20 protein-coding genes are annotated in these 24,210 nt (G+C 73.1%); 7 read left to right on the top strand and 13 right to left on the bottom strand.

Features of this window, described 5'->3' with window-relative positions; translation table 11 throughout:
• Positions 1–370: 370 nt before the first annotated feature.
• A complete protein-coding gene (locus ABZ930_RS36745; RefSeq protein ID WP_361558257.1) occupies positions 371–2,344 on the top strand; it encodes an ATP-binding domain-containing protein in 1,974 nt (657 codons plus the stop codon).
• A gap of 202 nt (positions 2,345–2,546) precedes the next feature.
• Here the strand turns inward: ABZ930_RS36745 and ABZ930_RS36740 are convergent, their stop codons facing one another.
• Positions 2,547–3,242 carry a copper homeostasis protein CutC gene (locus ABZ930_RS36740; RefSeq protein ID WP_361558248.1) on the bottom strand — a complete coding sequence of 232 codons (696 nt, stop codon included), beginning with the start codon at positions 3,240–3,242 and terminating at the stop codon, positions 2,547–2,549.
• A gap of 46 nt (positions 3,243–3,288) precedes the next feature.
• Complete coding sequence (locus tag ABZ930_RS36735) at positions 3,289–4,164, bottom strand: hypothetical protein (RefSeq protein ID WP_361558246.1); 876 nt, start codon at positions 4,162–4,164, stop codon at positions 3,289–3,291.
• A 201-nt stretch (positions 4,165–4,365) separates the two neighbouring features.
• Here ABZ930_RS36735 and ABZ930_RS36730 point away from each other — a divergent pair, with 201 nt between their 5' ends.
• Together ABZ930_RS36730 and ABZ930_RS36725 are read left to right on the top strand one after the other, a co-directional pair.
• Entirely contained in the window at positions 4,366–6,639 is a 2,274-nt protein-coding gene (locus tag ABZ930_RS36730; protein ID WP_361558243.1) for a heavy metal translocating P-type ATPase, read from the top strand.
• 100 nt (positions 6,640–6,739) lie between these two features.
• On the top strand, positions 6,740–7,717 hold the full coding sequence (locus ABZ930_RS36725; protein ID WP_361558240.1) for an iron-siderophore ABC transporter substrate-binding protein: 978 nt from the start codon (positions 6,740–6,742) through the stop codon (positions 7,715–7,717).
• A 15-nt stretch (positions 7,718–7,732) separates the two neighbouring features.
• On the opposite strand, the gene ABZ930_RS36720 is transcribed toward ABZ930_RS36725, so the two are convergent.
• Positions 7,733–8,770 (bottom strand): hypothetical protein, encoded by a 1,038-nt coding sequence (locus ABZ930_RS36720; RefSeq protein ID WP_361558237.1) that lies wholly within the window; start codon positions 8,768–8,770, stop codon positions 7,733–7,735.
• 142 nt (positions 8,771–8,912) lie between these two features.
• On the opposite strand from ABZ930_RS36720, the gene ABZ930_RS36715 reads away from it, so the two are divergent.
• Entirely contained in the window at positions 8,913–11,348 is a 2,436-nt protein-coding gene (locus ABZ930_RS36715) for a helicase-associated domain-containing protein (RefSeq protein WP_361558235.1), read from the top strand.
• Positions 11,349–11,461: 113 nt separating this feature from the next.
• Entirely contained in the window at positions 11,462–13,105 is a 1,644-nt protein-coding gene (locus ABZ930_RS36710; protein ID WP_361558232.1) for a DNA repair helicase XPB, read from the top strand.
• Here the strand turns inward: ABZ930_RS36710 and ABZ930_RS36705 are convergent.
• From ABZ930_RS36705 to ABZ930_RS36690, 4 genes are all read right to left on the bottom strand, one after another.
• Positions 13,057–14,106 carry a glycosyltransferase 87 family protein gene (locus ABZ930_RS36705; RefSeq protein ID WP_361558254.1) on the bottom strand — a complete coding sequence of 350 codons (1,050 nt, stop codon included), beginning with the start codon at positions 14,104–14,106 and terminating at the stop codon, positions 13,057–13,059. The two genes, ABZ930_RS36710 and ABZ930_RS36705, sit on opposite strands and share 49 nt — an antisense overlap.
• Before the next feature lie 282 nt (positions 14,107–14,388).
• A complete protein-coding gene (locus ABZ930_RS36700; protein WP_361558229.1) occupies positions 14,389–15,186 on the bottom strand; it encodes an ABC transporter ATP-binding protein in 798 nt (265 codons plus the stop codon).
• Positions 15,183–16,280, bottom strand: coding sequence for an iron ABC transporter permease (locus ABZ930_RS36695; protein ID WP_361558226.1), 1,098 nt, complete (start codon positions 16,278–16,280; stop codon positions 15,183–15,185). The genes ABZ930_RS36700 and ABZ930_RS36695 overlap by 4 nt, the downstream gene beginning before the upstream one ends.
• On the bottom strand, positions 16,277–17,290 hold the full coding sequence (locus ABZ930_RS36690; protein WP_361558223.1) for an iron ABC transporter permease: 1,014 nt from the start codon (positions 17,288–17,290) through the stop codon (positions 16,277–16,279). The genes ABZ930_RS36695 and ABZ930_RS36690 overlap by 4 nt, the downstream gene beginning before the upstream one ends.
• Before the next feature lie 84 nt (positions 17,291–17,374).
• Between ABZ930_RS36690 and ABZ930_RS36685 the strand changes: the two genes are divergently transcribed.
• Positions 17,375–18,055: an HAD family hydrolase gene (locus ABZ930_RS36685; protein WP_361558221.1), complete on the top strand. Its 681-nt coding sequence runs from the start codon at positions 17,375–17,377 to the stop codon at positions 18,053–18,055.
• On the opposite strand, the gene ABZ930_RS36680 is transcribed toward ABZ930_RS36685, so the two are convergent.
• Positions 18,034–18,294 (bottom strand): hypothetical protein, encoded by a 261-nt coding sequence (locus ABZ930_RS36680; RefSeq protein WP_361558219.1) that lies wholly within the window; start codon positions 18,292–18,294, stop codon positions 18,034–18,036. The genes ABZ930_RS36685 and ABZ930_RS36680 overlap by 22 nt on opposite strands.
• Before the next feature lie 129 nt (positions 18,295–18,423).
• Between ABZ930_RS36680 and ABZ930_RS36675 the strand changes: the two genes are divergently transcribed.
• Positions 18,424–18,807: a cold-shock protein gene (locus ABZ930_RS36675; RefSeq protein WP_361558216.1), complete on the top strand. Its 384-nt coding sequence runs from the start codon at positions 18,424–18,426 to the stop codon at positions 18,805–18,807.
• 214 nt (positions 18,808–19,021) lie between these two features.
• Here ABZ930_RS36675 and ABZ930_RS36670 read toward each other — a convergent pair whose 3' ends face one another.
• From ABZ930_RS36670 to ABZ930_RS36650, 5 genes are all read right to left on the bottom strand, one after another.
• On the bottom strand, positions 19,022–19,774 hold the full coding sequence (locus tag ABZ930_RS36670; protein WP_361558213.1) for an NAD(P)H-binding protein: 753 nt from the start codon (positions 19,772–19,774) through the stop codon (positions 19,022–19,024).
• Between the two features lie 102 nt (positions 19,775–19,876).
• Positions 19,877–20,743, bottom strand: coding sequence for a 1,4-dihydroxy-6-naphthoate synthase (locus ABZ930_RS36665; RefSeq protein WP_361558210.1), 867 nt, complete (start codon positions 20,741–20,743; stop codon positions 19,877–19,879).
• On the bottom strand, positions 20,740–21,432 hold the full coding sequence (locus tag ABZ930_RS36660; protein WP_361558207.1) for a futalosine hydrolase: 693 nt from the start codon (positions 21,430–21,432) through the stop codon (positions 20,740–20,742). Before ABZ930_RS36660 ends, ABZ930_RS36665 begins: the two co-directional genes overlap by 4 nt.
• The gene (locus tag ABZ930_RS36655; RefSeq protein WP_361558204.1) at positions 21,402–21,878 is read right to left on the bottom strand and encodes a DUF2771 domain-containing protein; all 477 of its coding nucleotides are present in this window, start codon (positions 21,876–21,878) and stop codon (positions 21,402–21,404) included. Before ABZ930_RS36655 ends, ABZ930_RS36660 begins: the two co-directional genes overlap by 31 nt.
• Before the next feature lie 652 nt (positions 21,879–22,530).
• Entirely contained in the window at positions 22,531–23,865 is a 1,335-nt protein-coding gene (locus ABZ930_RS36650) for an MFS transporter (RefSeq protein WP_361558251.1), read from the bottom strand.
• Positions 23,866–24,210 lie beyond the last annotated feature (345 nt).

The raw sequence follows: 24,210 nt of genomic DNA, 5'->3' as shown, positions 1-24,210 counted from the left end.
GGACGTTCACTCGGCTGCGACCGCGGACACCCTCCTGGACGCCCTTCCTCGCTGGCATGCGCTGCGCGCGCCTTCCCCTGCCCCTGGGCGAGCGCAGCTCGCTTCAGGGGCGCGGGGAACTGCGCGACCAGCCCCCACCGGAGCCGCGGACGAAGTACCCCGAAACCCGTTGGCACCGGCACCGAGCGGAGGCGTACACTCGCGCGTCTTGTCCGCCTCCCGTCGCTGGAGCGCCGCCGCCCGGTCGGAAACCGGCCGGCCCGTGTCGTAGTCGTACCGTGAGCCGGAGGCAGAACCCGTGAGTCAGCCAGCGTCGCCGCTCGACCGTGAGCGAGCGCACCTCTCCTCGTCCCGCGCAGCACTGCGCGCCATGCGCGAGGACGCCGAGGCCCTGGACATCCGCGACGTCACCGCGAACTGGGTGAACGCCGAGGTGCTCCAGCGCCAGATCGAGGAGCGGATCAAGGCGCTCGCCGACCTGAGCCACACCCCGCTCTTCTTCGGCCGCCTCGACTACCTGCACGCCCCCGGCGCCGAACAGGCCGAGGGCGCGGAGGGCGAGCAGTTCTACATCGGGCGGCGCCATGTGCACGACGCCGAGGGCGACCCGATGGTCATCGACTGGCGCGCGCCGGTCTCCCAGCCGTTCTACCGGGCCTCGAAGAAGGACCCGCTGGACGTCGCGCTGCGCCGCAGGTTCGGCTACACGGGCGGCGAGCTGACCGCCTACGAGGACGAGAACCTGACCGACCCGGCGGAAGCCGAGCGCACCAGCCAGCTGCTCCAGCAGGAGATCGAGCGGCCGCGCGTCGGCCCGATGCGCGACATCGTGGCCACCATCCAGCCCGAGCAGGACGAGATCGTCCGCAGCGGGCTCGCCGGTTCGGTGTGCGTGCAGGGCGGCCCCGGCACCGGAAAGACCGCCGTCGGCCTGCACCGTGTCGCGTACCTCCTCTACGCGCACCGCGAGCGCCTCGCCCGCACCGGCACCCTCGTCATCGGGCCGAACAGGTCCTTCCTGCACTACATCGAGCAAGTGCTGCCCGCGCTCGGCGAGTTGGAGGTCAAGCAGGCGACCGTCGACGACCTCGTCGCCGGGCCGGTCCAGGTGCGCGGCGCCGACGAGGCCCCCGCCGCGCTGATCAAGGGCGACGCCCGGATGGCCGAGGTGCTGCGGCGGGCGCTCCGCTCGCACATCACCCTGCCGAGCGAGGGCATCGTGGTCGTGCGCGGGTCCCGGCGGTGGCGGGTCGCCTCGTACGAACTCGAAGAGATGGTCCGGGAGTTGATGGCCCGCGACATGCGCTACGGCGCGGCCCGCGAGGCGCTGCCGCAGCGCATCGCGCACGCCGTGCTCGTCCAGATGGAGCGGGCCGGGGAGGCCCCGGACGACCGGGTGCAGAACGCCGTCGCGCGCAACACCGCCGTGAAGGCCGCCGTCAAGGAGATCTGGCCGCCCGTCGACCCCGCCAAGCTGGTGCTGCGGCTGCTGTCCGACGCCGACTTCCTCGCCGAGCACGCCGACGGGCTGCTCGACGACCACGAACAGAAGACCGTGCTCTGGGCGAAGCCCGCGCGCAGCGTGAAGTCCGTCAAGTGGTCCGCCGCCGACGCCGTGCTGATCGACGAGGCCGCCGACCTCGTGGAGCGGACGCACTCGCTCGGGCACGTCGTGCTCGACGAGGCGCAGGACCTCTCCCCGATGCAGTACCGGGCCGTCGGGCGGCGCGCCACGACCGGGTCCGTGACCGTGCTCGGCGACCTCGCGCAGGGGACCACTCCGTGGGCCACCCAGAGCTGGGGCGAGGCGCTGGGGCACCTGGGCAAGCCGGACGCCGTGGTGGAGGAGCTGACGGCCGGTTTCCGCGTGCCGACCGACGTCATCACGTACGCGTCCCGGCTCCTGCCGCACATCGCGCCCGGGCTCGCTCCGGTGGCGTCGGTGCGTGAGAATCCCGGGGTGTTCGAGGTGCGGGGCGTCTCCGGTGACCTCGATGTGGTCGCCGCGTGCCGGGAGGCGCTGGAGCACGAGGGGTCGATCGGGCTCATCGCGGCCGATGCGCGGTGTGCGGTGCTGGGGGAGTTGCTGACCGAGGCCGGGATGGTGTTCCTGGCGCCGGGTGAGGAGACGACGGCCGAGGCGCGGCTGACGTTGGTGCCGGCGTCGTTGGCCAAGGGTCTGGAGTACGACTACGTCGTCCTCGACGAGCCGGCCGCCGTGGTGAGCGGCGAGCCCGACGAACGTACGGGGCTGCGGCGGCTGTACGTGGCTCTGACCCGGGCCGTGTCGGGCCTGACCGTCGTCCACGCCACTTCCCTGCCGGGCGAACTGGCCCCCGTGTAGCGCCGCCGACCGCGCAGTTCCCCGCGCCCCTGGGTGGTTTGTCGTGTGCGGGCCGGTGGCCGCTTCTCGCGCAGTTCCCCGCGCCCCTGACGCGAGCTGCGCTCGCTCAGGGGCTGGGGAAGGCGCGCGTAGCGCATGCCTTCAGGGGCGCGGGGAACTGCGCGAGAAGCGGCCGCCGGCCGTCAGCCGGACGACGAGCGGGTCAGTTGTCCAGCGCCTCGCGCCACACGCGTACCGCCTCCGACGACACCGGCCCCGCCCACCCCGCGGGGCGAGACGCGCCGCCGATGTGGAACGCCGACACCCCGGCGGAGCGCAACCCGGCGACATGCTCCAGGCGGAGCCCCCCGCCGACCAGGATCTGCTGCTCGTACCCGGGCTCCCCGGCCGTCGACCGGGCCGCCTCGGCGACGAGGACGTCGAGCCCGGCGTCCACGCCGTCCGCCGAACCCGCCGTCAGATACGTGTCCAGGCCAGGCAGATCGGCGAGCTGCTTGCGCAGGGCGTCCCGGTCCGCGGCCCGGTCGACGGCCCGGTGGAACGTCCACCGGCACCCGCCCAGCTCGCCCACCAGACGCTCGACGGCGGCCATGTCGGGCCCCCCGTGCTCATCCAGGAACCCGAGCACGAACTCGTCGGCGCCCGCCGCCCGCAACGCCCGCGCCCGCGCCACCAGCTCCTGGACGTCCCCCGCGGCGAACCCGTCCGCGAGCCGCAGCATCACGCGCAGCGGGATCTCCACGGCCCCGCGGATCGCCGCGAACGTCTCCACCGACGGCGTCAGCCCGTCCGCGGCCATGTCGGTGACCAGCTCAAGGCGGTCCGCCCCACCGGCCTGGGCGGCGACGGCGTCCTCCGCGTCGAGGGCGATCACCTCCAGGACTGCACGCTTGCTCATGAGGCTCCTGACAGGTCGATAGGTCTAGTCCAATGTCCCGCTCAGCCTACGCCGCGTGCACCGTGAACGCAGCCGTCCTGACCTCGCCGTCGTGCTTGAAGTCGAGGAAGAGCCGGTACGTCCCGGAACTGGGCGCGGTCGCGGTGAAGGAAACCTCCGGCCCCGGCCCGCCCTCGTGCGGGTGTACGTGAAGGTAGGCCAGATCGCCCGCGCGCAGTGCGACCAGGTGCCCGTACGCGCCGAGGTAGGGGTCCAGATCGGTGACGGGCCGGCCGTTCTTCGTGACGGTCAGGGTCAGCTCGCGGGCCGCGCCCGCCGCGAGATCGCCGTCCACCCCGACCTCGTAGCCGCCCGCGACGCGCGCCGTCGTGGAGTGCTCCGGCAGCGGCGCGGGCGCGTACGTCCCCGCGACGCCGAGCCCGGCGCCGAGCGTCAGGCCCTCCTTCGCTCCGCGCGGGGTGAAGTCGGCGAAGACGCGGTAGTCGCCCGCCTTGGGCAGCGAGACGGGTGTCGACCAGGTGCCGTCGGCCGCCCGCACCGGGTGCAGATGGCGGTACGCGGTGAGGTCCCGCGAGGCGACGATCAGGTGCAGCTGCTTGCCGTGCTCCGTCTCGTACGCGGTGAGGGGCTTGCCCGTGCCGTCCTTGCGGATGGTGAAGCGGAGCTCGCCGGTCGTGCCCGGGAGGCGGTCCTTTTCCAGGTCGAGGGTGTAGCCGCGGTCGGAGACCTGGAGGCCGCCGGGGACCGGGTCGGCGGCGCCCCCGTCCTCGTCCGCCCCGGGCTCATGTGTCTCATGCGCCTCATGTGCGGCGGGCCGCTTCTCCGCGACGACGGGAGCCACCCCGCTGCCCACCCCGTACGCGGTGCCGAACGTGGCGGCGGCCGCGGCCGCGACGGCGGCGATCTTCAGTCCGGTGTGCATGGCGGGCTCCTCGTGGCTCGGTCCGTGGTGCGGTCCGTGGTGCGGTCCGTGGTGCGGTCCGTGTGCGGTGAATTTCTCCGACCATACCCCTAGGGGGTACCGTGTCAAGGGTGGTCGAGCCTTGCGATTCATACCCCCTAGGGGTATACATGGATCATAGTGAGGGGTACTCGTCCCGGAGCCCCGACCGAAGGAGGCCACATGTCGGCGCACACCGTCGCCCCGCCCGCCCGGGTGGAACTCGCCATCGGCGGCATGACCTGCGCGTCGTGCGCCGCCCGGATCGAGAAGAAGCTGAACCGGATGGACGGCGTCGAGGCGACCGTCAACTACGCGACCGAGAAGGCGCAGGTCAGCTATGCGGACGGGGTCTCCGTCGCCGATCTGATCGCGAAGGTCGAGGCGACCGGCTACACGGCGCACGAGCCCGAGCCGCCGGCCGCCGCCCCCGGCGAGGACGCGACGGACGCGAAGGACGCGGCCGACGACGAGCTCCGGCCGCTGCGCCAGCGCCTGATCACCGCCGTCGTGCTCGCCGCGCCCGTCGTGGCGATGGCGATGGTCCCGGCCCTCCAGTTCGAGTACTGGCAGTGGCTCTCCCTGACCCTCGCCGCGCCCGTGGTGACGTACGCGGCCTGGCCCTTCCACCGGGCCGCGTTCACGAACGCGCGGCACGGCGCCGCGACGATGGACACGCTGATCTCGCTGGGCACCTCGGCCGCGTTCCTGTGGTCGCTGTGGGCCCTGTTCCTCGGCACCGCGGGCACTCCCGGCATGACCCACCCCTTCGAGCTGACCATCGGGCGCGGCGACGGCGCGGGGAACATCTACCTGGAGGCCGCCGCCGGAGTCACCGCGTTCATCCTCGCGGGCCGCTACTTCGAGGCCCGCTCCAAGCGGAAGGCGGGCGCCGCGCTCAGGGCGCTGCTCGAACTGGGCGCCAAGGACGTCACCGTGCTGCGGGACGGCGGGCGTGAAGCGACCGTTCCGATCGGGGAGTTGAAGGCCGGGGACCGGTTCCTGGTGCGGCCCGGCGAGAAGATCGCCACCGACGGCACCGTCGTCGAGGGCTCCTCCGCCGTGGACGCCTCCATGCTCACCGGCGAGTCCGTACCGGTCGAGGTCGCGGTCGGCGACACCGTCACCGGCGCCACGCTCAACGCCGGGGGACGGCTCGTCGTCGAGGCCACCCGGGTCGGCTCCGACACCCAGCTCGCCCGGATGGCCCGCATGGTCGAGGACGCGCAGAACGGCAAGGCGGCCGCCCAGCGGCTCGCCGACCGGATCTCCGGCGTCTTCGTCCCGGTCGTCATCGCCCTCGCGATCGCCACGCTGGGCTTCTGGCTCGGCAACGGCGCGGGCTGGACGGCCGCCTTCACCGCCGCCGTCGCGGTCCTGATCATCGCCTGCCCGTGCGCCCTCGGGCTCGCCACCCCGACCGCGCTCATGGTCGGCACCGGGCGCGGCGCCCAGCTCGGCATCCTCATCAAGGGCCCCGAGGTCCTGGAGACGACCCGCCGCGTCGACACGATCGTCCTCGACAAGACCGGCACCGTGACGACGGGCCGGATGACGCTGCTCGCCACGCACGTCGCCGACGGGGTGACGGAGGACGAGGCGCTGCGGCTCGCGGGCGCGCTCGAGCACAGCTCCGAGCATCCGATCGCGCGGGCCGTCGCCGCGGGCGCCGCCGAGCGCGTGGGCCCGCTGCCCGTCCCCGAGGACTTCGCGAACGTCGCCGGGCTCGGGGTGCAGGGCGTCGTCGACGGGCACGCGGTGCTGGTCGGCCGGGAGCAGTTGCTGCGGGAGTGGGAGATCGAGCTGCCCGAGGGGCTCGCGCGGGCCAAGAAGGAGGCCGAGGCGGCCGGGCGGACCGTGATCGCGGTGGCCTGGGACGGGGCCGCGCGGGCCGTGCTCGAAGTCGCCGACGCGGTGAAGGAGACCAGCGCGGATGCCGTCCGGCGGCTGCGGGGGCTGGGGCTGCGGCCCGTTCTGCTGACCGGGGACAACGCCGCCGTCGCCCGCGCCGTCGCCGCCGAGGTCGGGATCACCGACCCCGACGACGTCATCGCCGAGGTGCTGCCCCAGGACAAGGTCGACGTCGTCAAGCGGCTTCAGGGGGAGGGGCGTTCCGTGGCCATGGTCGGCGACGGGGTCAACGACGCGGCGGCGCTGGCGCAGGCCGATCTGGGGCTCGCGATGGGTACGGGTACGGATGCCGCGATCGAGGCCGGGGACCTCACCCTCGTCCGGGGTGACCTGCGGTCGGCGGCCGACGCGATTCGGCTCGCCCGGCGGACGTTGGGCACGATCCGGTCGAACCTTTTCTGGGCGTTCGCGTACAACGTGGCGGCGCTTCCGCTCGCCGCGGCGGGGCTTTTGAATCCCATGATCGCTGGTGCGGCCATGGCTTTCTCCTCGGTCTTCGTGGTCGCCAACAGCCTCCGCCTGCGGCGCTTCCGCCCCGGCTTCTGACCCGCGGCGAGAGGCGGGCGTGGGATCTGGATTTAAGGGCGCGGGGAACGGCCGCAGCGGTCAGACTCAGGACGCAGCCCCGACGACCGAAAGGCACCCCGTGACCGCATCGCGCCCCCGCCACGGCACCGTCACCCTCGTCACCCTGGCCCTGGCCCTGACCCTGACGGCCTGCTCCTCCGGCGGCGCGGAGAAGGACAACTCCCCTTCCGCCGGGACCGGTTCCGGCACGCACACCGTCAAGACCGCGATGGGCGACGTGAAGGTCAAGGACCGCCCCCGCCGCGTCGTCGTCCTGGACACCGCGGAGCTCGACTCCGCGATCACCCTCGGCGTCAGACCCGTAGGAGCCACCCGCGCCGGCGCCGCATCCGCCTTCCTCTCGTACCTCCCCAAGGACAGAACCACCGGCATCACCGAGGTCGGCGAGATCGCCAACCCCAGCCTGGAGAAGATCGCCGCGCTGAAGCCGGACCTGATCCTCAGCAACAAGGTCCGCGACGGCGGGCGCTACCAGCAGCTCAGCGCCATCGCCCCGACCGTGCTCACGGAGACCACCGGCTACCCCTGGAAGCAGAACTTCCTGGTGCACGCCGACGCCCTCGGCAAGAAGCCGCAGGCCCGCACGGCCGTCAAGAAGTACGAGGAACATGCCGCCGCCGTCACCGAAGCGCTCGGCGGCAAGAAGAAGGCGGCGGACATCGGCGTCAACGTCGTCCGGTTCGTCGAGGGAGCCGACATCCGGATCTACGGCAAGAAGAACTACATCGGCACGATCCTCGCCGACGTCGGCATCGGCCGCCCCGCGATCACCGACAAGGCCAAGGACGGGTTCTCGTACGACGTGAGCCCCGAGCAGATCGACAAGGCCGCGGCCGACGTCATCTTCACGTCCACGTACGGCAATCCGAACAAGGCGAAGGTCACCGAGACCACCACGAGCGGCCTGTGGCGGAAGCTGAGGGCGGTGCGGGACGGCAAGGTGTTCCAGGTGGACGACGAGCTGTGGATCCAGGGCATCGGCTACACCGCGGCGAACCAGATCCTCGGCGAGCTGGAGTCCGACCTCGCCCGCTGACCACCCGGACCGGCCTCAGAAACGGGTGCGCTGCGACCGCCACAGCAGATACAGCGCGGAGGCGATCGCGGCGCAGCGCAGCACCCACGGCCAGGTCTCCTGGAACGCGCCGCTCATCTGCCCCTCGGCGATCCGCGCGCCCCATTTCCCGGCACCGCGCCCCCACAGCCAGACGACACCGCCCGCGACGGCGAGGGCGGGCAGCCCGAACACCGCCACCTTCTTCTGGAAGTCGGTCAGCCGGCGGGACAGGAAGACGACGGCCCAGCCGGCCAGCAGGACAAGGATGTTGCCGAGGACCGCGCCGACGACCAGGGTGGCGGCGGCCAGCAGCAGGAAGGGGTTGGTCAGGCCGCCCGCGGGGACGACGGCGCGCCGCAGCCGCCGCACCCCCTTCGCCGGGGCGCCCCCCGCCGCCTCCTCCGTCTCCCGCTCGTCCTCCGGCTCGTCGTCCTCCACCGGCACCGACGGGCGTTTGCGCAGATCCGGGCCGTCCTCGCGCTTCTTCGGCGGCCTGAGGATGTCGGGGATCTCCACCCCGCCGACGAACCCGGGCACGCTGTCCACCTCGGTGAGCGAGCCGGACGTGCCGTCGCCCATCCGCCACCAGTCGCTCACGTCACCGGACACGCCCAGCTCGTCGGTCCCGGCCAGATGCGGCGGCGCGGGCACGTCCTCGGGGACGGCCGGTTCGGGCGCGGCCGCACGGCGCGGCCGCGGCACCCTCCGGCGCAGCCCGCCGGTCCGGTCGGCCTTGCCGGTGGGCTGCTCGGGCAGCGGCCGCACGAGCGGCGCCGCCGGATCGGCCTGCGTCCCGCCCGCCCCGCCTTCCTGGGCCCCCGTCACGATCCGGTCCGGGGAGCCGAGGCGGTCCAGGATGCGGCGCACGGCGGCCGGACTGTCCACGGTCGTCTTCGCGCGGCGCCGGTCGATCTCCCCCCGCAACTCCGTGACCAGGCGCATCCGTGTCGCGGACGGCATCTGGCGCTGCTGGGCCAGGTCTCCGACCCGGCTCAGATAGTCGAAGACGAGCTGATCACTCTCGATCCCCACGAAGTCCCCTCCGGGGTGCAGCAGTTGATGGCCCGACGGTATCGCGAATGTCCCGCCCCCACGGGCGCGGGTTTCGGGGCGCTGCCCCGCACCCCGCTCCTCAATCGCCGGAGAGGCTTGTTCCACCGCTACCGTGGGACAGATGAGCCCCAACGAGCAGACCCCGGCGGCACCCCGCTCCCTGGCGGAGGCCCTGCGCGGCAGGGACGACGACTCCCTGGCACGCCTCCTGCGCGCCCGCCCCGACCTGCTCAGTCCGGTGCCCAACGACCTCACGCAACTGGCCACCCGGGCCGGCACCCGCGCCTCGGTGGTCCGCGCCCTGGACCGCCTGGACCGCTTCACCCAGCAGGTGGCGCAGGCCCTCGCGGTGGCCCCGGAACCGGCGACGTACGACGCGCTGGCGGCCCTGCTGCCGGGTCCGGACACCGGGGAGACGCTGCCGCGCGCCGTGGCCGACCTGCGCGAGCAGGCGCTCGTCTGGGGCGGCGACGACCAGCTGCGGCTGGTGCGCACGGCCCGCGAACTGCTGGTGCCGACCCCGCAGCACCCCTCGCCGACCGGCCTCGGGCCGACCGTCGCCGAGGCCACCTCCGGGATGTCGCCGGGCCGCGTCCAGGAGATCGTCGCGGCGGCCGGGCTGCCGAGCACCCACGACCCGGTGTCGGCGCTCGCCGCGCTCACCGCCCTGTTCACCGACCCCGAGCGGATGTCGGCGCTGCTCGACGACGCGCCCGCCGAGGCCATCGACGTACTGAACCGGCTCGTGTGGGGGCCTCCGTACGGGCAGGTGACGGCCCGGCCCGCCGCCCATCTGCGCTGGCTGCTCGACCGGGCGCTGCTGGTGCCGACGACGCCCGGCACCGTCGTGCTGCCCCGGGAGGCGGCGCTGCACCTGCGCGGCGGGCGCGCGCACCGCACCCTGGAGCCGCTGCCGCCCGAGGTCGCGGCGCGCGCCGAGCACCGTCCACAGGTTGTGGACGCGACCGCGGCGGCGCAGGCGTACACCGCGCTCGACACCGTCGAGGAGCTGCTGAAGGACTGGGACGAGGGCGGTCCGGCCGTACTGCGCGCGGGCGGCCTGAGCGTGCGCGACCTCAAGCGCACCGCCGCCGCCCTCGACACCGACGAGCAGACGGCCGCCTTCTGGGTCGAACTCGCCTACGCCGCCGGGCTGCTGGCCTCGGACGGCGAGGCCGACGAGCGGTACGCGGCGACCCCGGCCCACGACGAGTGGCTGGAGCGGCCCCCGGTCGAGCGGTGGACGCGGCTCGCCACGGCCTGGCTCGCGGCGACCCGCACCTCCGGCCTGGTGGGCGGCCGCGACGGCAAGGACCGCACGCTGTCCGCGCTCGGCCCGCACCTGGACCGGTCGGCCGCGCCCGAGGTGCGCCGGCACGTCCTCGGGCTGCTCGCCGCGCTGCCGGAGGGCGCCGAACCGGACCCGGAGTCGGTGACCGCCCGGCTGACCTGGGAGCGTCCCTCGCCCGCGACGCTCGACCTGCGCACCCGGCTGGCCCGCTGGACGCTCGCGGAGGCCGAACTGCTCGGGTTCACCGGGCGCGGCGCGCTGGCCGCGCACGGCCGGGCGCTGCTGACCGCCCACGCGGAGGCGCCGGACGCTTCGGCCGAGGCGTCCGTGGCGCTGGCCCGCGCCGAGAAGCTGCTGGGCCCGCTGCTGCCCGACCCGCTGGACCACGTGCTGCTCCAGGCCGACCTGACGGCGGTCGCCCCCGGCCCGCTGGAGCGGCCGCTCGGCGAGGCGCTGTCCGTGCTGGCCGACGTCGAGTCCAAGGGCGGCGCGACCGTCTACCGGTTCACGCCCGGCTCGGTGCGCCGCGCCCTCGACGCGGGCCGCACCGCCTCCGACCTGCACGCGTTCCTGACCGCCCACTCCCGTACGCCCGTCCCGCAGCCCCTCACCTACCTGATCGACGACGTGGCCCGGCGGCACGGGCATCTGCGCATCGGGGCGGCCTCCGCGTACGTGCGCTGCGACGACGACACCGTGCTCGGCGAGATCCTCGCCGACAAGCGGTCGGCGGGCCTGCGCCTGCGCCGTCTCGCCCCGACCGTCCTCGCCACCCAGGCCGATCCCGGCACGCTCCTCGAAGGGCTGCGCGCGATGGGGTTCGCGCCGGCCGCCGAGACCGCCGAGGGCGATGTCCTGATCACCCGCGCGCACGCCCACCGGACGCCGCCGCGCACGGCCCCCGAGCCGGTTCCCGACGGGCCTCCGCTGCCCGACGGCACGCTGCTCGGCGCCGCGATCCGGGCCATCCGCGCGGGGGACGCCGCCGCGACGACGCCCCGCAAGCAGGCCCCGGCCGCCAACGGCGAACTGCCTCGCACCAGCTCCGCCGACACCCTCGCCACGATGCAGGCGGCTGTCCTCACCGGGGACACGCTGTGGATCGGCTACGTGAACGCCGAGGGCTCCGCCAGTCAGCGGGTCATCGCGCCGATCCGGGTCGAGGGCGGGTTCGTGACGGCCTACGACCACACGGCGGACGAGGTCCGCACCTATCCGCTGCACCGGGTGACGGGCGTGGCGGAGCTGGAGCCCGACGGGGGGTGACCCCGGGGTTTGTCGTCTGCCTGCGGCCCGGTGGGGCTTCAGACGAAGACGATCTCGGGGTTCGCGGAGCATGAGGCACACTGGACGTTTGGCCTACCGAAAGGGTGCCGCGCGTGAACGGTCCACTCATTGTCCAGTCGGACAAGACCCTGCTCCTGGAGGTCGACCACGAGCAGGCCGACGCCTGCCGCCGTGCGATCGCCCCGTTCGCCGAACTGGAGCGCGCCCCCGAGCACATCCACACCTACCGGCTGACCCCGCTGGGACTGTGGAACGCGCGGGCGGCCGGCCACGACGCGGAGCAGGTCGTGGACGCCCTGGTCGAGTACAGCCGCTACCCCGTCCCGCACGCGCTGCTCGTCGACATCGCCGAGACCATGGACCGCTACGGTCGGCTCACGCTCAGCAAGCACCCCGCCCACGGCCTCGTCCTGACCTGCACCGACCGCCCGGTCCTGGAAGAGATCCTGCGCTCGAAGCGGATCCAGCCGCTGGTCGGCGCCCGGATCGACCCGGACACCGTGGCCGTGCACCCCTCCGAGCGCGGCCAGATCAAGCAGACGCTGCTGAAGCTGGGCTGGCCGGCCGAGGACCTCGCCGGGTACGTCGATGGCGAGGCGCACTCCATCGAGCTGGCCGAGGACGGCTGGTCCCTGCGCCCGTACCAGAAGCAGGCCGTCGAGGGCTTCTGGCACGGCGGCTCCGGCGTCGTCGTCCTGCCCTGCGGCGCCGGAAAGACGCTGGTCGGGGCCGGTGCGATGGCCGAGGCGAAGGCGACCACCCTGATCCTCGTCACGAACACCGTCTCGGCCCGCCAGTGGAAGCACGAGCTGGTGAAGCGGACCTCGCTGACCGAGGACGAGATCGGCGAGTACAGCGGTACGAAGAAGGAGATCCGGCCGGTCACCATCGCCACGTACCAGGTCCTCACCACCAAGCGGAAGGGTGTCTACCCGCACCTGGAGCTGTTCGACTCCCGCGACTGGGGGCTGGTGATCTACGACGAGGTGCACCTGCTGCCCGCGCCGGTCTTCAAGTTCACCGCCGACCTCCAGGCGCGCCGCAGGCTCGGCCTGACCGCGACGCTCGTCCGCGAGGACGGCCGCGAGTCGGACGTGTTCTCGCTGATCGGGCCGAAGCGGTTCGACGCGCCGTGGAAGGAGATCGAGGCGCAGGGCTACATCGCGCCGGCCGACTGCGTCGAGGTCCGGGTCAATCTCACCGACTCCGAGCGGCTCGCGTACGCCACCGCCGAGGCCGAGGAGAAGTACCGGTTCTGCGCGACGACGGCCACCAAGCGCAAGGTGACCGAGGCGCTGGTGAAGAAGCACGCGGGCGAGCAGACCCTCGTCATCGGCCAGTACATCGACCAGCTCGACGAGCTGGGCGCCCACCTGGACGCCCCCGTCATCAAGGGCGAGACGACGAACGCCGTGCGCGAGAAGCTCTTCGACGCCTTCCGCGAGGGCGAGATCAGCGTGCTGGTCGTGTCCAAGGTCGCGAACTTCTCCATCGACCTGCCGGAGGCCACCGTCGCCATCCAGGTGTCGGGCACGTTCGGCTCGCGCCAGGAGGAGGCGCAGCGCCTCGGCCGGGTGCTGCGGCCGAAGGCGGACGGGCACGAGGCCCGGTTCTACTCGGTCGTCGCCCGCGACACCATCGACCAGGACTTCGCCGCGCACCGGCAGCGGTTCCTGGCCGAGCAGGGTTACGCGTACCGGATCGTCGACGCCGACGAACTCCTCGCCGAGAGCTGACCCCAGGCGGCGATCAGGACGAGGCCGAGCAGCGGGTACGGCGCCGCGAGCGGTTGCTGCCACCACGGGAGCGCCAGGTCCAGGTCGCCCTGGTGCGGCAGCAGCCACATCGTGCGGGCGGTGAAGACGACCGCGACCGCCACGGCCGTACGGTGTCGGCCGCGCGCCCACAGCAGCGCGAGCAGCGGCACGCACCACACCCAGTGGTGCGACCAGCTGATCGGGGAGACCAGCAGCGCGGTGACGGCCGTGACGACGATGCCTCGCGGGGCGGGCAGGCGGGTCGCGGCGCGGAGCCCGGCGACGGCGACCAGGGCCGCCGGGACCGCCCAGAGCAGGCCCGGTTCGGTGGTGTGCAGGGCGCGGGCGACGAGCCCTTGGAGCGACTGGTTGTCCACGATCCACGCCTTGCCGACGCGCCCGGTCTCGTAGAGCCGCCGGGTCCAGAACTCCCCGCTGGCGTACGGCAGGACGAGCGCGCCCACTGCGGCGGTGCCGAGGAATCCGGCGCTCGCGTACGCGGCCTCGCGGCGCTTTCCCGTCAGGAACAGGTACGCGATGAAGACGGCCGGGGTCAGTTTGACGCCGGCCGCGATGCCGAGCGTGAGGCCCTTGGCGGGGGCGGCGTCCCCGCGGGTGAGGTCCCAGAGGATCAGGCAGGCCAGGGCGAGGTTGATCTGGCCGAACACGACGGTCTGGAAGACGGGTTCGAGCCAGAGGGCCAGCGCGGTCGCCGTGCAGAGGACCGTGGCGCGGGGGGCCCGGCCGGCCAGGCGGTGCCAGGAGAGGTGGACGAGGAGGGCGGTGAGGGCGATGTTGCCGAGGAGGAAGGTGGCCTTCAGCGCGGGGAGGGGGAGCCAGGTGGTGGGGATGAAGAGCAGTGCGGCGAACGGGGGATAGGTCGCCGGGAGTTGCCACTCGGTGACGGTGAAGTCGTAGAGGTGCCGCCCACCGGCTGCCGCCGCGGTGCCCTCCGCTCGGTAGACCAGGACGTCGGACATCGGGGTGTGCTGGATGAGGCAGAGGGCGATCAGGGCGGCCGCCGAGGTGGCCGGGAGCAGGTAGGGGGCTGCTTTGAGCGTGCGGGAGGTCACGTTGGGTGAGCCTATGTGCGTCACGCGCGGCTCCCGTGGTGGCTGGTCGCGCAGTTCCCCGCGCCCCTGAGATGCGCACTGCGTGCGCCATCTCATCGGATGAGGCTGCGCGCAGCGCATGCCTCAGGGGCGCGGGGAACTGCGCGACCAGCCACGACGAAAGCTGCGTCCGAGTGGCACCCGCCGTGCTCAAGCCGCGGAAGGGGACCAGGGGGAGCCGGGGACTATCAGGGGGGAGCCGGTTACCGGGTCGGGGACGACTATGCAGGTCAGGCCGAAGACCTCTTGGACCAGGTCGGCCGTGATGACCTTGGACGGGGGGCCCTCGGCCACGATGCGGCCCGACTTCATCGCCACCAGGTGATCGGCATAGCGCGCGGCCTGGTTGAGATCGTGGAGGACGACCGCGACCGTACGCCCCTTGTCGTGATTCAACTGCCGTACCAGGTCCAGGACTTCGACCTGGTGCGCGATGTCCAGGTACGTCGTCGGCTCGTCGAGGAGGAGGATGTCCGTCTCCTGCGCGAGCGCCATGGCGATCCAGACGCGCTGCCGCTGCCCCCCGGAGAGTTCATCGACGCTGCGCTCGGCGAGAGCGGCGACATCGGTGCGCTCCATGGCCTCGGTCACGGCGCGCTCGTCGGCGTCGGACCACTGCTGCCACCAGTGCTGATGCGGCTGCCGCCCGCGCGATACCAGGTCGCCGACGGTGATCGCCTCGGGCGCCACCGGCGTCTGCGGCAACAACCCGATCTGTTGGGCGATCTTCTTCGTGGGGAGTTCGGCGAGCGCCCGCCCGTCGAGCACCACGGACCCGCCGGCCGGCCGCAGCAGCCGCCCGAGCGCCCGCAACGTCGTCGACTTGCCGCACGCGTTCGGCCCCACGATGACCGTGACCTGCCCGTCGGGCACGGCGAGATCGAGCCCGTGCACGACCTCGCGGTCGTCGTAGGCGAGCGTCAGGTCGCGGGCGAGCAGCCGGCTCATGCGGTACCTCCGGAACGGGTGGAACTCGTGCGGACAGCACGGCTGCGGACGATCAGCCAGATCAGATAGGGCGCGCCGACGGCCGCCGTCAGCACGCCCACCGGCAGTTCGGTCGGGGAGAACAGGCGGCGGGCCAGCAGATCCCCGACGACCACGATGAGCGCGCCGAGCAGCGCGGACGTCACCAGCGGGATCTGCGCGGTGCGGGTCACGCGCCGGGCGATCTGCGGGGCGAGCAGCGCCACGAAGTCGACGGGCCCGGCCGCGCCGGTGGCCAGCGACGCGAGCACCACGCCCAGCGCGACGAGCCCGAGCCGCACCCGCCCGAGCCGCACCCCGAGCGCGGTCGCGGTGTCGTCGTCGAGGGAGACGGTGCGCTGCGCGCGGGCGGCCCACGCGACGCAGGGGAGCAGGACGAGGAGTGCCCAGGCGAGCGGGCGGGCCTCGGCCCAGCCGCGCCCGTTGAGGGAGCCGGTCATCCAGATCTGGGCCTGCTGGGCGACGAGATAGTCGCCCTTGGTCATGAACAGGGTCGTCACCGAGCGCAGCGCGATCGCGAAGCCGATGCCGATCAGCACGAAGCGGGTGGCGTGCAGGCCGCCCCGCCAGGCGAAGAGGTAGACGAGCGCGGCGGCGACGACTCCGCCGGCCACGGACACGTACGGCAGATACGCATACGAGGTGAGGCCGAAGGTCATCGCGGCGACCGTCACCGCGCTCGCGCCCTGGCTGATGCCGATGATGTCGGGGCTTGCGAGGGGGTTGCGGGCGACGGTCTGGATCAGCGCGCCCGCGATCCCGAACGCCGCGCCCACCAGCAGCCCGACGACCATGCGCGGCTCGCGCAGGGTGCCCACGACCAGCTCGTCCGGCGACGGCTGGCCGGTGAGGACCTTGAACACCTCGGCGGGGCTTGTGAACGTCTCCCCGACGCACAGATAGGCCACACAGGAGGCGGCCAGCAGCGCCGCGCAGACCGCCGCCACGACGCTCGCCCGGCGATGCACGAGGAACCGGGCCCGGCCCGCCCGCAGCACCGCGTACCCGGCGGGACGCACCCGGCGCGCCCCGCGCGCTCCGTCCACCGCGCTCACGCGGGCACCGCCTTCCGGCGGACCAGGGTCACCAGGAACGGCACCCCGAGCAGCGCGGTCATCACCCCGGCGGGCACCTCGCTCGGCGGGAAGACGATCCGGCCCACCGTGTCCGACACCAGCAGCATCACGGGTCCGATGAGCGCGGCCATCGGCAGCAGCCAGCGATGGTCGGAGCCGACCACGGCGCGGGCGATGTGCGGCACGGCGAGCCCGATGAACGCGATGGGCCCGGCGGCGGCGACGCCCACCCCGGTCAGCACGGTCGCGCCGAGTCCGCCGACGATCCGTACGGTCGCCACCCGCTGCCCGAGCCCCTTCGCCACGTCCTCGCCGAGCGCGAGCGCGTCCAGGCCGCGCGCGACGGACAGTACGAGCACCACGCCGACCAGCAGGAACGGCCAGATCTGGCCGATGAGGTCGCTGTCCCGGCCGGACAGTGAACCGACCTGCCAGAACCGGAACTCGTCCAGCGCGGACGCCTTCGTCGTCAGCACGGCCGTCGTCACGGAGACAAGGAGGGCGTTGATCGCGGCGCCGCCCAGCGCCAGTTTCACGGGGGTCGCGCCGCCCCGCCCGGACGCGGCGATCGCGTACACGGCGACGGCCGCGATCCCGGCCCCGGCGAACGCGAACCACACGTACCCGGTGAGCGTGTGGATCCCCAGGTACGCGATCGCGAGCACGACCCCGACCGAGGCGCCCTGGCTGATGCCGAGGATGCCGGGGTCGGCGATGGGGTTGCGGGTGATGCCCTGGAGCACGGTTCCGGCGAGCGCGAGGGCCGCGCCGACCATCACCCCGACCACGGTGCGCGGCACCCGCAGGCCCCGGACCACCTCGGCGGCGTCGCTGTGCCCGCCGTGCAGCAGGGCGTCGAGAACATCGGTCGGCGCGATGGCGCGGGCGCCCACCGCGAGGCTGAGCAGCACCGCGAGCACCAGGGCCACGGCGGCCACCACGAGCGCACCCACCCTGACAGCGCCGACGGCACCGGGTCTGACGGGCATGGGCGTGCTCTCCAAGGACGTACGCGGGCTTGGTAAGGCTTAGCTAAGTATCAGCTGTGCGGGGTCATCGTATGCCCGGGCACAATGGCGGCCATGGCTGCCCTCACAGATCCCCAGAACCCCGTCCCCGACACCGCCCTCACCTCCGCCCCCGGCCCCGTCGTCGGATTCGACCTCGACATGACGCTGATCGACTCGCGCCCGGGGATCCGCGCGACCTGGGTGGCCCTGGCCGAGCGGACCGGCACGTACATCGACGCGGACCTGGTCGTCACCCGGCTCGGCCCGCCGCTCACCGACGAGATGGCGAACTGGTTCCCGGCCGAGGAGATCCCGGCCATGTCCGACCTCTACCGTGAGATGTATCCCACATACGGCATCGAGCCGACGCTGCCGATGCCGGGCGTCCACGAGACGATGGCCGCCGTGCACGCGGCGGGCGGCCGGGCGATCGTCGTCACGGCGAAGTACGAGCCCAACGCCAAGCTGCACCTGGCCCACCTGGGCATCGACGCGGACGCCGTCGTCGGCGACCTGTGGGCCGAGGGCAAGGGCGAGGCGCTGCGCGAGCACGGCGCGAGCGTCTACGTCGGCGATCACATCGGTGACGTACGCGGCGCACGCACCGCGGGGGCGCTGTCCGTGGCGGTGCCGACCGGTCCCTGCGATGCCGACACCCTCCGCACCGCGGGCGCGGACGTGATCCTCACGGACCTCACCGCGTTCCCGGAGTGGCTGGCGGGTTACGTGGCCGAGCGCGCCTGACGGCGCTGGACGGCGATGCCGCGCAGCACCCCGGCCGCGGCCAGCAGAAAACCGACGCCCATCAGCATGCACACCGCGTAGGCGACGGGCGGGAACGGGTCGGTGCCGAGAAACAGCGGGGCCATCGTGACCAGGGTGGCGATGGCCCCCAGGACGAAGACGATGCCGCCCGCTTTCACGAGGCCGTCACCGGGGCCGCTCACGGCTGCCCGGGAATTGAGTTGGGTTTTGTCACGCACCCCGCCAGGGTAGTTCCCAGCCCAGAGAGGCCCATAGTCTAGGTGGCGGCGGGCCGGCCTCGGCCCGCTGTATTGCTGTCCAGAGCTGTCCAGAGCGTTTTCTTTCTAGTACGAGGACGAGGACTTCACGTGCCTACCGGCAAGGTCAAGTGGTTCAACAGCGAGAAGGGCTTCGGCTTCCTCTCCCGCGACGACGGCGGCGACGTCTTCGTGCACTCCTCCGTACTTCCGGCCGGCGTCGACTCCCTCAAGCCCGGCCAGCGGGTCGAGTTCGGGGTGGTCGCGGGGCAGCGCGGCGATCAGGCGCTCTCGGTCACGATTCTCGATCCGACCCCGTCCGTGGCGGCGGCCCAGCGCCGCAAGCCGGACGAACTGGCGTCGATCGTGCAGGACTTGACGACGGTGCTGGAGAACATCACGCCGATGCTGGAGCGGGGCCGTTACCCGGACAAGGCCGCCGGCAAGAAAATCGCGGGCCTCCTCCGCGCGGTCGCCGACCAACTGGACGTCTGACCTCCGGTCGCGGCGCCTGTCGTGGCCGGCCCGCGCCCCTGGGTAGTTCGTCACGCGCGGCCCGGTGGCCTCTTCTCGCGCAGTTCCCCGCGCCCCTGGGAGCGAGCTCCGCTCGCCCAGGGGCAGGGGAAGGCGCGCGCAGCGCATGCCTTCAGGGGCGCGGGGAACTGCGCGACCAGCCCCCACCGGGCCGCAGCCGACGACGAGGCACGTCCTACTCGGCCTGGGTGCTGAGCCACTCCTCGATCGACGGGCCCACGATGCGGGCCGTGGCGGGGGCCAGTTGCACACCCTCCGAGAGTTCCGGGATCACCGCGGGGACGGCCGCCACGGGACGGTCATCGCCCCGGACCGCCAGCAGCCGAGCCGTCAGCTCGGGAAGCCGAATCGTCTCCGGCCCGGACAACTCCACGACCTCCGGAGCCTCGTCGGCGACGACCACCTCGGCCACCACCTCGGCGACAGCATCCGCGGCGACCGGCTGAATCAGCCAGTCCCCGACACTCACCCCGGAATCGCCGAAGGCCACCGCGGCCGGGTTGGTCGCGAACTCGTGCCACTGCGTCGTCTTCACGACCGTCCCGCGCAACCCGCTCGCCGCCACCGCCTTCTCCTGCTCGCGCTTGGCGACGTAGTACGGGTTCTGGTCGAACACCGGGTTCTCGATGTTGCAGATGGAGACCAGGACGAATCGCCCGACCCCCAGCTCGCGCGCCGTGTCCAGCAGCAGCCGGGTGGCCCCGGCCACGACCTCGACGACATCGGCGTCCGGGTCGGACGGGAACGCGTTCGCCGCGTCGATCACCGCGTCCGCCCCGGTGAGCGCCTCCTTCAGGCCCGCACCGGTGTGCAGGTCGACCCCGGCGGCGCGGGAGACCGGCACCACCGTGTGCCCGGCCGCCGTGAGCCGGGCGGAGATCATCGTGCCGACCGTTCCGGTGGCTCCCGCGACGGCGATTCTGCTCATGATCCGCACCCTCTTCTGTGACGTCCGCTCGGTACGTCTTCGAATCTACGGCGCGGAAAGACCCGCCGCATGGTGCATTGGGCGGCCGGAAACGCGGGTCAATTACGGGAACGCGAGCGCGTCCGGGGCGAGCGCAGGGACCAGGCCCTCGGCGGCGGCCCGGGTGAGCAGCCCGCGGATCGCCGCGTAGCCGTCCTCGCCGAGGTCGGCGGTGAACTCGTTGACGTAGAGCCCGATGTGCTGGTCGGCGACGGCCGGGTCCATCTCCTGGGCGTGCTCCATGACGTACGCCCGCGAGGCCTCGGGCGCGTCCCAGGCCAGCCGGACGGAGGTGCGCACGGCGTCCGCGTAGGCGCGCAGCTTCTCGGCGCCGAGGTCGCGCCGGGCGATGATCGCGCCGAGCGGGATCGGCAGGCCGGTCGTGGCCTCCCAGTGCTCGCCCATGTCGGCCAGCTTGTGCAGGCCGTAGTTCTGGTAGGTGAAGCGGGCCTCGTGGATGACGAGCCCGGCGTCGACCTTGCCGTCGCGCACGGCGGGCATGATCTCGTGGAACGGCATGACGACGATCTCGCCGACCCCGCCGCCGGGCACCGTGTCGGCCGCCCACAGCCGGAAGAGCAGATACGCGGTCGAGGTCTCGCTCGGCACGGCGACGCGCTTGTCGGAGAGGTCGACGCCCGCCTCGCGGGTCAGCACGAGCGGGCCGCAGCCCCGGCCGAGGGCGCCGCCGCAGGGCAGCAGCGCGTAGTCGTCGAGGACGTAGGGCAGGACCGCGTAACTGACCTTCAGGAGGTCGAACGCGGGGTCGCGGCGCTCGGCCACGCCGTTGGTGATGTCGATGTCCGCGAAGGTCACGTCCAGCGCGGGGGCGCCGGGGACGCGGCCGTGGGCCCAGGCGTCGAAGACGAAGGTGTCGTTCGGGCAGGGCGAGAAGGCGATGCGCGTCGGGGCTGTGCTCTGTTCCGTCATGTGTTCTTCCAACTCTCCAGTACGGGCGCCGCCTTCCCGAACGCGTCGGAGAGCGCGGCGAGCGCGTCACCGATGCGCCAGGCGGCTCGGTCGCGGGGCCCGACGGCGTTGGAGACGGTACGTATCTCGGCCACGGGAACGTCGTGTGCGGCCGCCGCCTCGGCGACTCCGAAGCCCTCCATGGCCTCTGCCACGGCGCCGGGGTGGCGCTGGGCCAGCAGGGCGGCGCGGTCGGCGGTGCCGGTCACGGTGGAGACGGTGAGCACGGTGCCGACGGCCGCTCCGGTGCGGGCGGCGATGTCTCGTACGAGGGAAGCCGGCGGACGGTGGGTGACGGTGCCGAACCCGAGTTCGGTCACCGGTACGAAGCCCTCGGGGGTCTCGGCGCCGAGGTCGGCGGCGGTGATCGCGTCGGCGACCAGGACCGCGCCGGGCGGGGCCGTGAAGCCGCCGCCGATGCCGGCCGAGACGACCAGCGTGTACGGGCGGCCGGCGAGGGCCGCCTTCGTCAGGGCGGTGGCGGTGCCGGCCGCCGCGGCCGCCGGGCCGACGCCCACCGCGACCACGTCGAACGCCGGGCCGGCCGCGTGCAGGCCTCGCGCCACCGCGTCCCGTTCCGCCGGGACCGCGGTGGCTACGAGGATGTGCGCGGCGTCCGTCAGGAGTCCTTCTCGAGCTTGAACGACCACAGGCCGTACGCCTTCGAGTTGCCGCCCTCCAGGATCGTGACCGTGGTGGCCGAGCCGGTGGCGCCGTACTGCTGGTTGAAGAACACGCTGCCCGGGACGGTGCGGTAGGTCTTCTTGCTGGCGTCGGTCAGGGGCTGGCCGTTCATCAGGATCGTCCAGCCCTTGTCCGCGATCTCGGGGTCGACGCCGAAGCGGACCGTCGCGTCGGGGTCGACCTTGATCGTCTCGGCGCCCTTGTCCTTCAGGCAGCCCTGGAGGGAGGAGGTCTTGAGCGACTTGCCGTCGGCGTAGCAGGTGGCCTCGGAGTTCACCGTGTTGCGGTCCACCGTGACGGTGGCCAGCGGGGTCGGCTTGTCGCAGGCGGAGAGGGCAAGCAGTCCGGCACCTACGGCACCGACGGCGGCCAGGGCGCGGCGGTGGCGCGCGGCGAAACGCTGGGAGGTCATGGCGGAAGGCTATCTGGCGGGTCCGCTGCCGCTCAGGGTGGGGCGTGTGTCGGCGTGGCCGGGGTTGGGGGTGCGTGGTCGGGGGCGGTGCTCGGGTGGGCCGGGGTGGTGCTCGGGTGGGCCTGGGTGCGTGGTCGGGGGTGGTGCTCGGGCGGGCTTGGGTGCGTGGTTGGGCGCGGCTCTCGTCGTGGCTGGTCGCGCAGTTCCCCGCGCCCCTGAGGCATGCGCTGCGCGCAGCCTCCCCTCGAGGCTGCGGCTCCGCCGCGCCTCCCCGATGAGGTGCCGCAGGGGGCGCGCCTCTCCGCCGAGGTGCCGCACGGGGTGCGCCTCTTCGCCGAGGTGCCGGGCGGGGTGCGCCTTTCTGATGAGGTGCCGCACGGGGCGCACCTCTCCGCCGAGGTGCCGGGCTGGGCGTGCTTCTCCGTGGAGGTGCCGCACGGGGTGCGCCTCTTCGCCGAGGTGCCGGGCGGGGCGTGCTTCTGCGCCGAGGTGCCGGACGGAGCGCGCCTCTCTGATGAGATGGCGCACGAAGTGCGCATCTCAGGGGCGCGGGGAACTGCGCGAGAAGCGGCCACCGGGGCGCGGACGAAGAACGACTCAGGGGCGCGGGGAACTGCGCGACCGGTCCCAGCGGCTCGCAGGCTGATCGGGGCTAAGTGAGTCTGGCCGGGGCCGAGTGGTGGGCCGATTTGAGGAGGCCGCGGACCGTGCTGAGCCAGCCGAGTGCCACGATCGCGGCCGCCACAGAGAGCCCCAGCGCCCCGACCAGGGGAAGCGCGATCCCGATGGCCCCGCCCAAGACCCAGGCCACCTGCAACAACGTCTCGGACCGGGCAAAAGCAGACGTCCGCACCGCCTCCGGAACATCCCGCTGGATGGTCGCGTCCAGCGACAGCTTGGACAGGGCCTGCGCGAACCCGGCCACCGCCGCAAGACACGCCGTCATCACCGCCCCGAAGAACACCGCGGACAGGACGGCGACGCCCAGCACCACGGCCACCACCGTCACGATGATGATCTCGGGCGCCCGGGCCTTGAGCCAGGCCCCGACGGCCGTCCCCAGCGCGTTCCCGGCGCCCGCCGCCACCCCGACGATGCCGAGCGAGACGGCCGCGCTCTGCCCGGTCATCGGATGCTCGCGGAGCAGAAACGCGAGGAAGAAGATCAGGAAGCCGGAGAGGCACTTCAGCGAGGCGTTCGCCGCGAGGGCGTGCGTGACGGCGGGCCCGACCGTGCGAAGCCCGGGCTTGCGCTGCCGCTTCGCGGGGCCGTGCAGATGTTCGGCGTCGGCGACGAGCAGCGCCCTGCTCTCGCCCTTCGCCGAGTCGACCTTGCGCGGCATCGAGAACGACAGGAACATCCCGGAGACGTAGAGGGCGAACGCCCCGAACAGCGGCCAGCGCGGCCCGATCGCCTGCAACCCGGCCCCGACCGGCGCCGCCGCGCCGGTGGCGAGCAGCCCGGCGAGGGTGACCCGCGAATTGGCCTTGACCAGGGAGAAGCGGGGCGGCAGCAGCCGCGGCACGACGGCCGAGCGCACCACGCCGTACGCCTTCGACGCGACCAGCACGCCCAGCGCGGCGGGATACAGCTGGAGATTGCCGCCCACCACGGCGCTGGACAGGACCAGGGCGAGCAGCGCCCGCGCCATCATCGAACCGGCCATCGCGGCGCGCCGCCCGTGCGGCAGCCGGTCGAGCAGCGGTCCGATGACGGGGGCCAGGAGGGTGAACGGCGCCATCGTGATCGCCAGATACAGGGCCACCCGGCCGCGCGCCTCGTCCGTCGGCACCGAGAAGAACACCGTCGACGCGAGCGCGACCGTGATCATGACGTCGCCGGCGCCGTTCACCGCATGGAGTTCGATGAGTTTTCCGAGGCCCGACTCGCCCGCGCCGTGCGCGTGTGTCGCCTTCCGGATACCGCGCGCCGTGCCGGTGAACGGCAGTCTCAGGGCACGGCCGACCTTGCGTACGGCCCCGCGCACCGGGCCCGCATCGCTGTATTCGTACCGTGTCGCACCGGACGACGACCTTGCGGCAGCCACCCAGCCATAGTGCCCCCTGAACGGCGTTACAAGTGCCGATATGCGCATGCGGGTCTGCTTCCGTATCGGGTGCGGCTCGTACGTCGGTGTGGGCGCAGCGCGTGGAAGGAGGTAGCGTGCGTAGCGCGCCCGCGGCGGTTGTTCTCGGCCGCGCGCCTCTCGGCCATCCCGCAGAATGGATGGCGTAGGTGCGCCCGGAACGTCGGGCGCGGACGTCGACGCGGTCCTCCGGTCCGCTCCGTCCGCGCTCCCGCCCACCGGACGGCGCACCCGTGAGACGGCGTA

The sequence above is a fragment of the Streptomyces sp. NPDC046716 genome (genome assembly GCF_040645755.1).
GTDB lineage: Bacteria > Actinomycetota > Actinomycetes > Streptomycetales > Streptomycetaceae > Streptomyces.
This window is presented reverse-complemented; position numbering and strand designations above follow the sequence as displayed.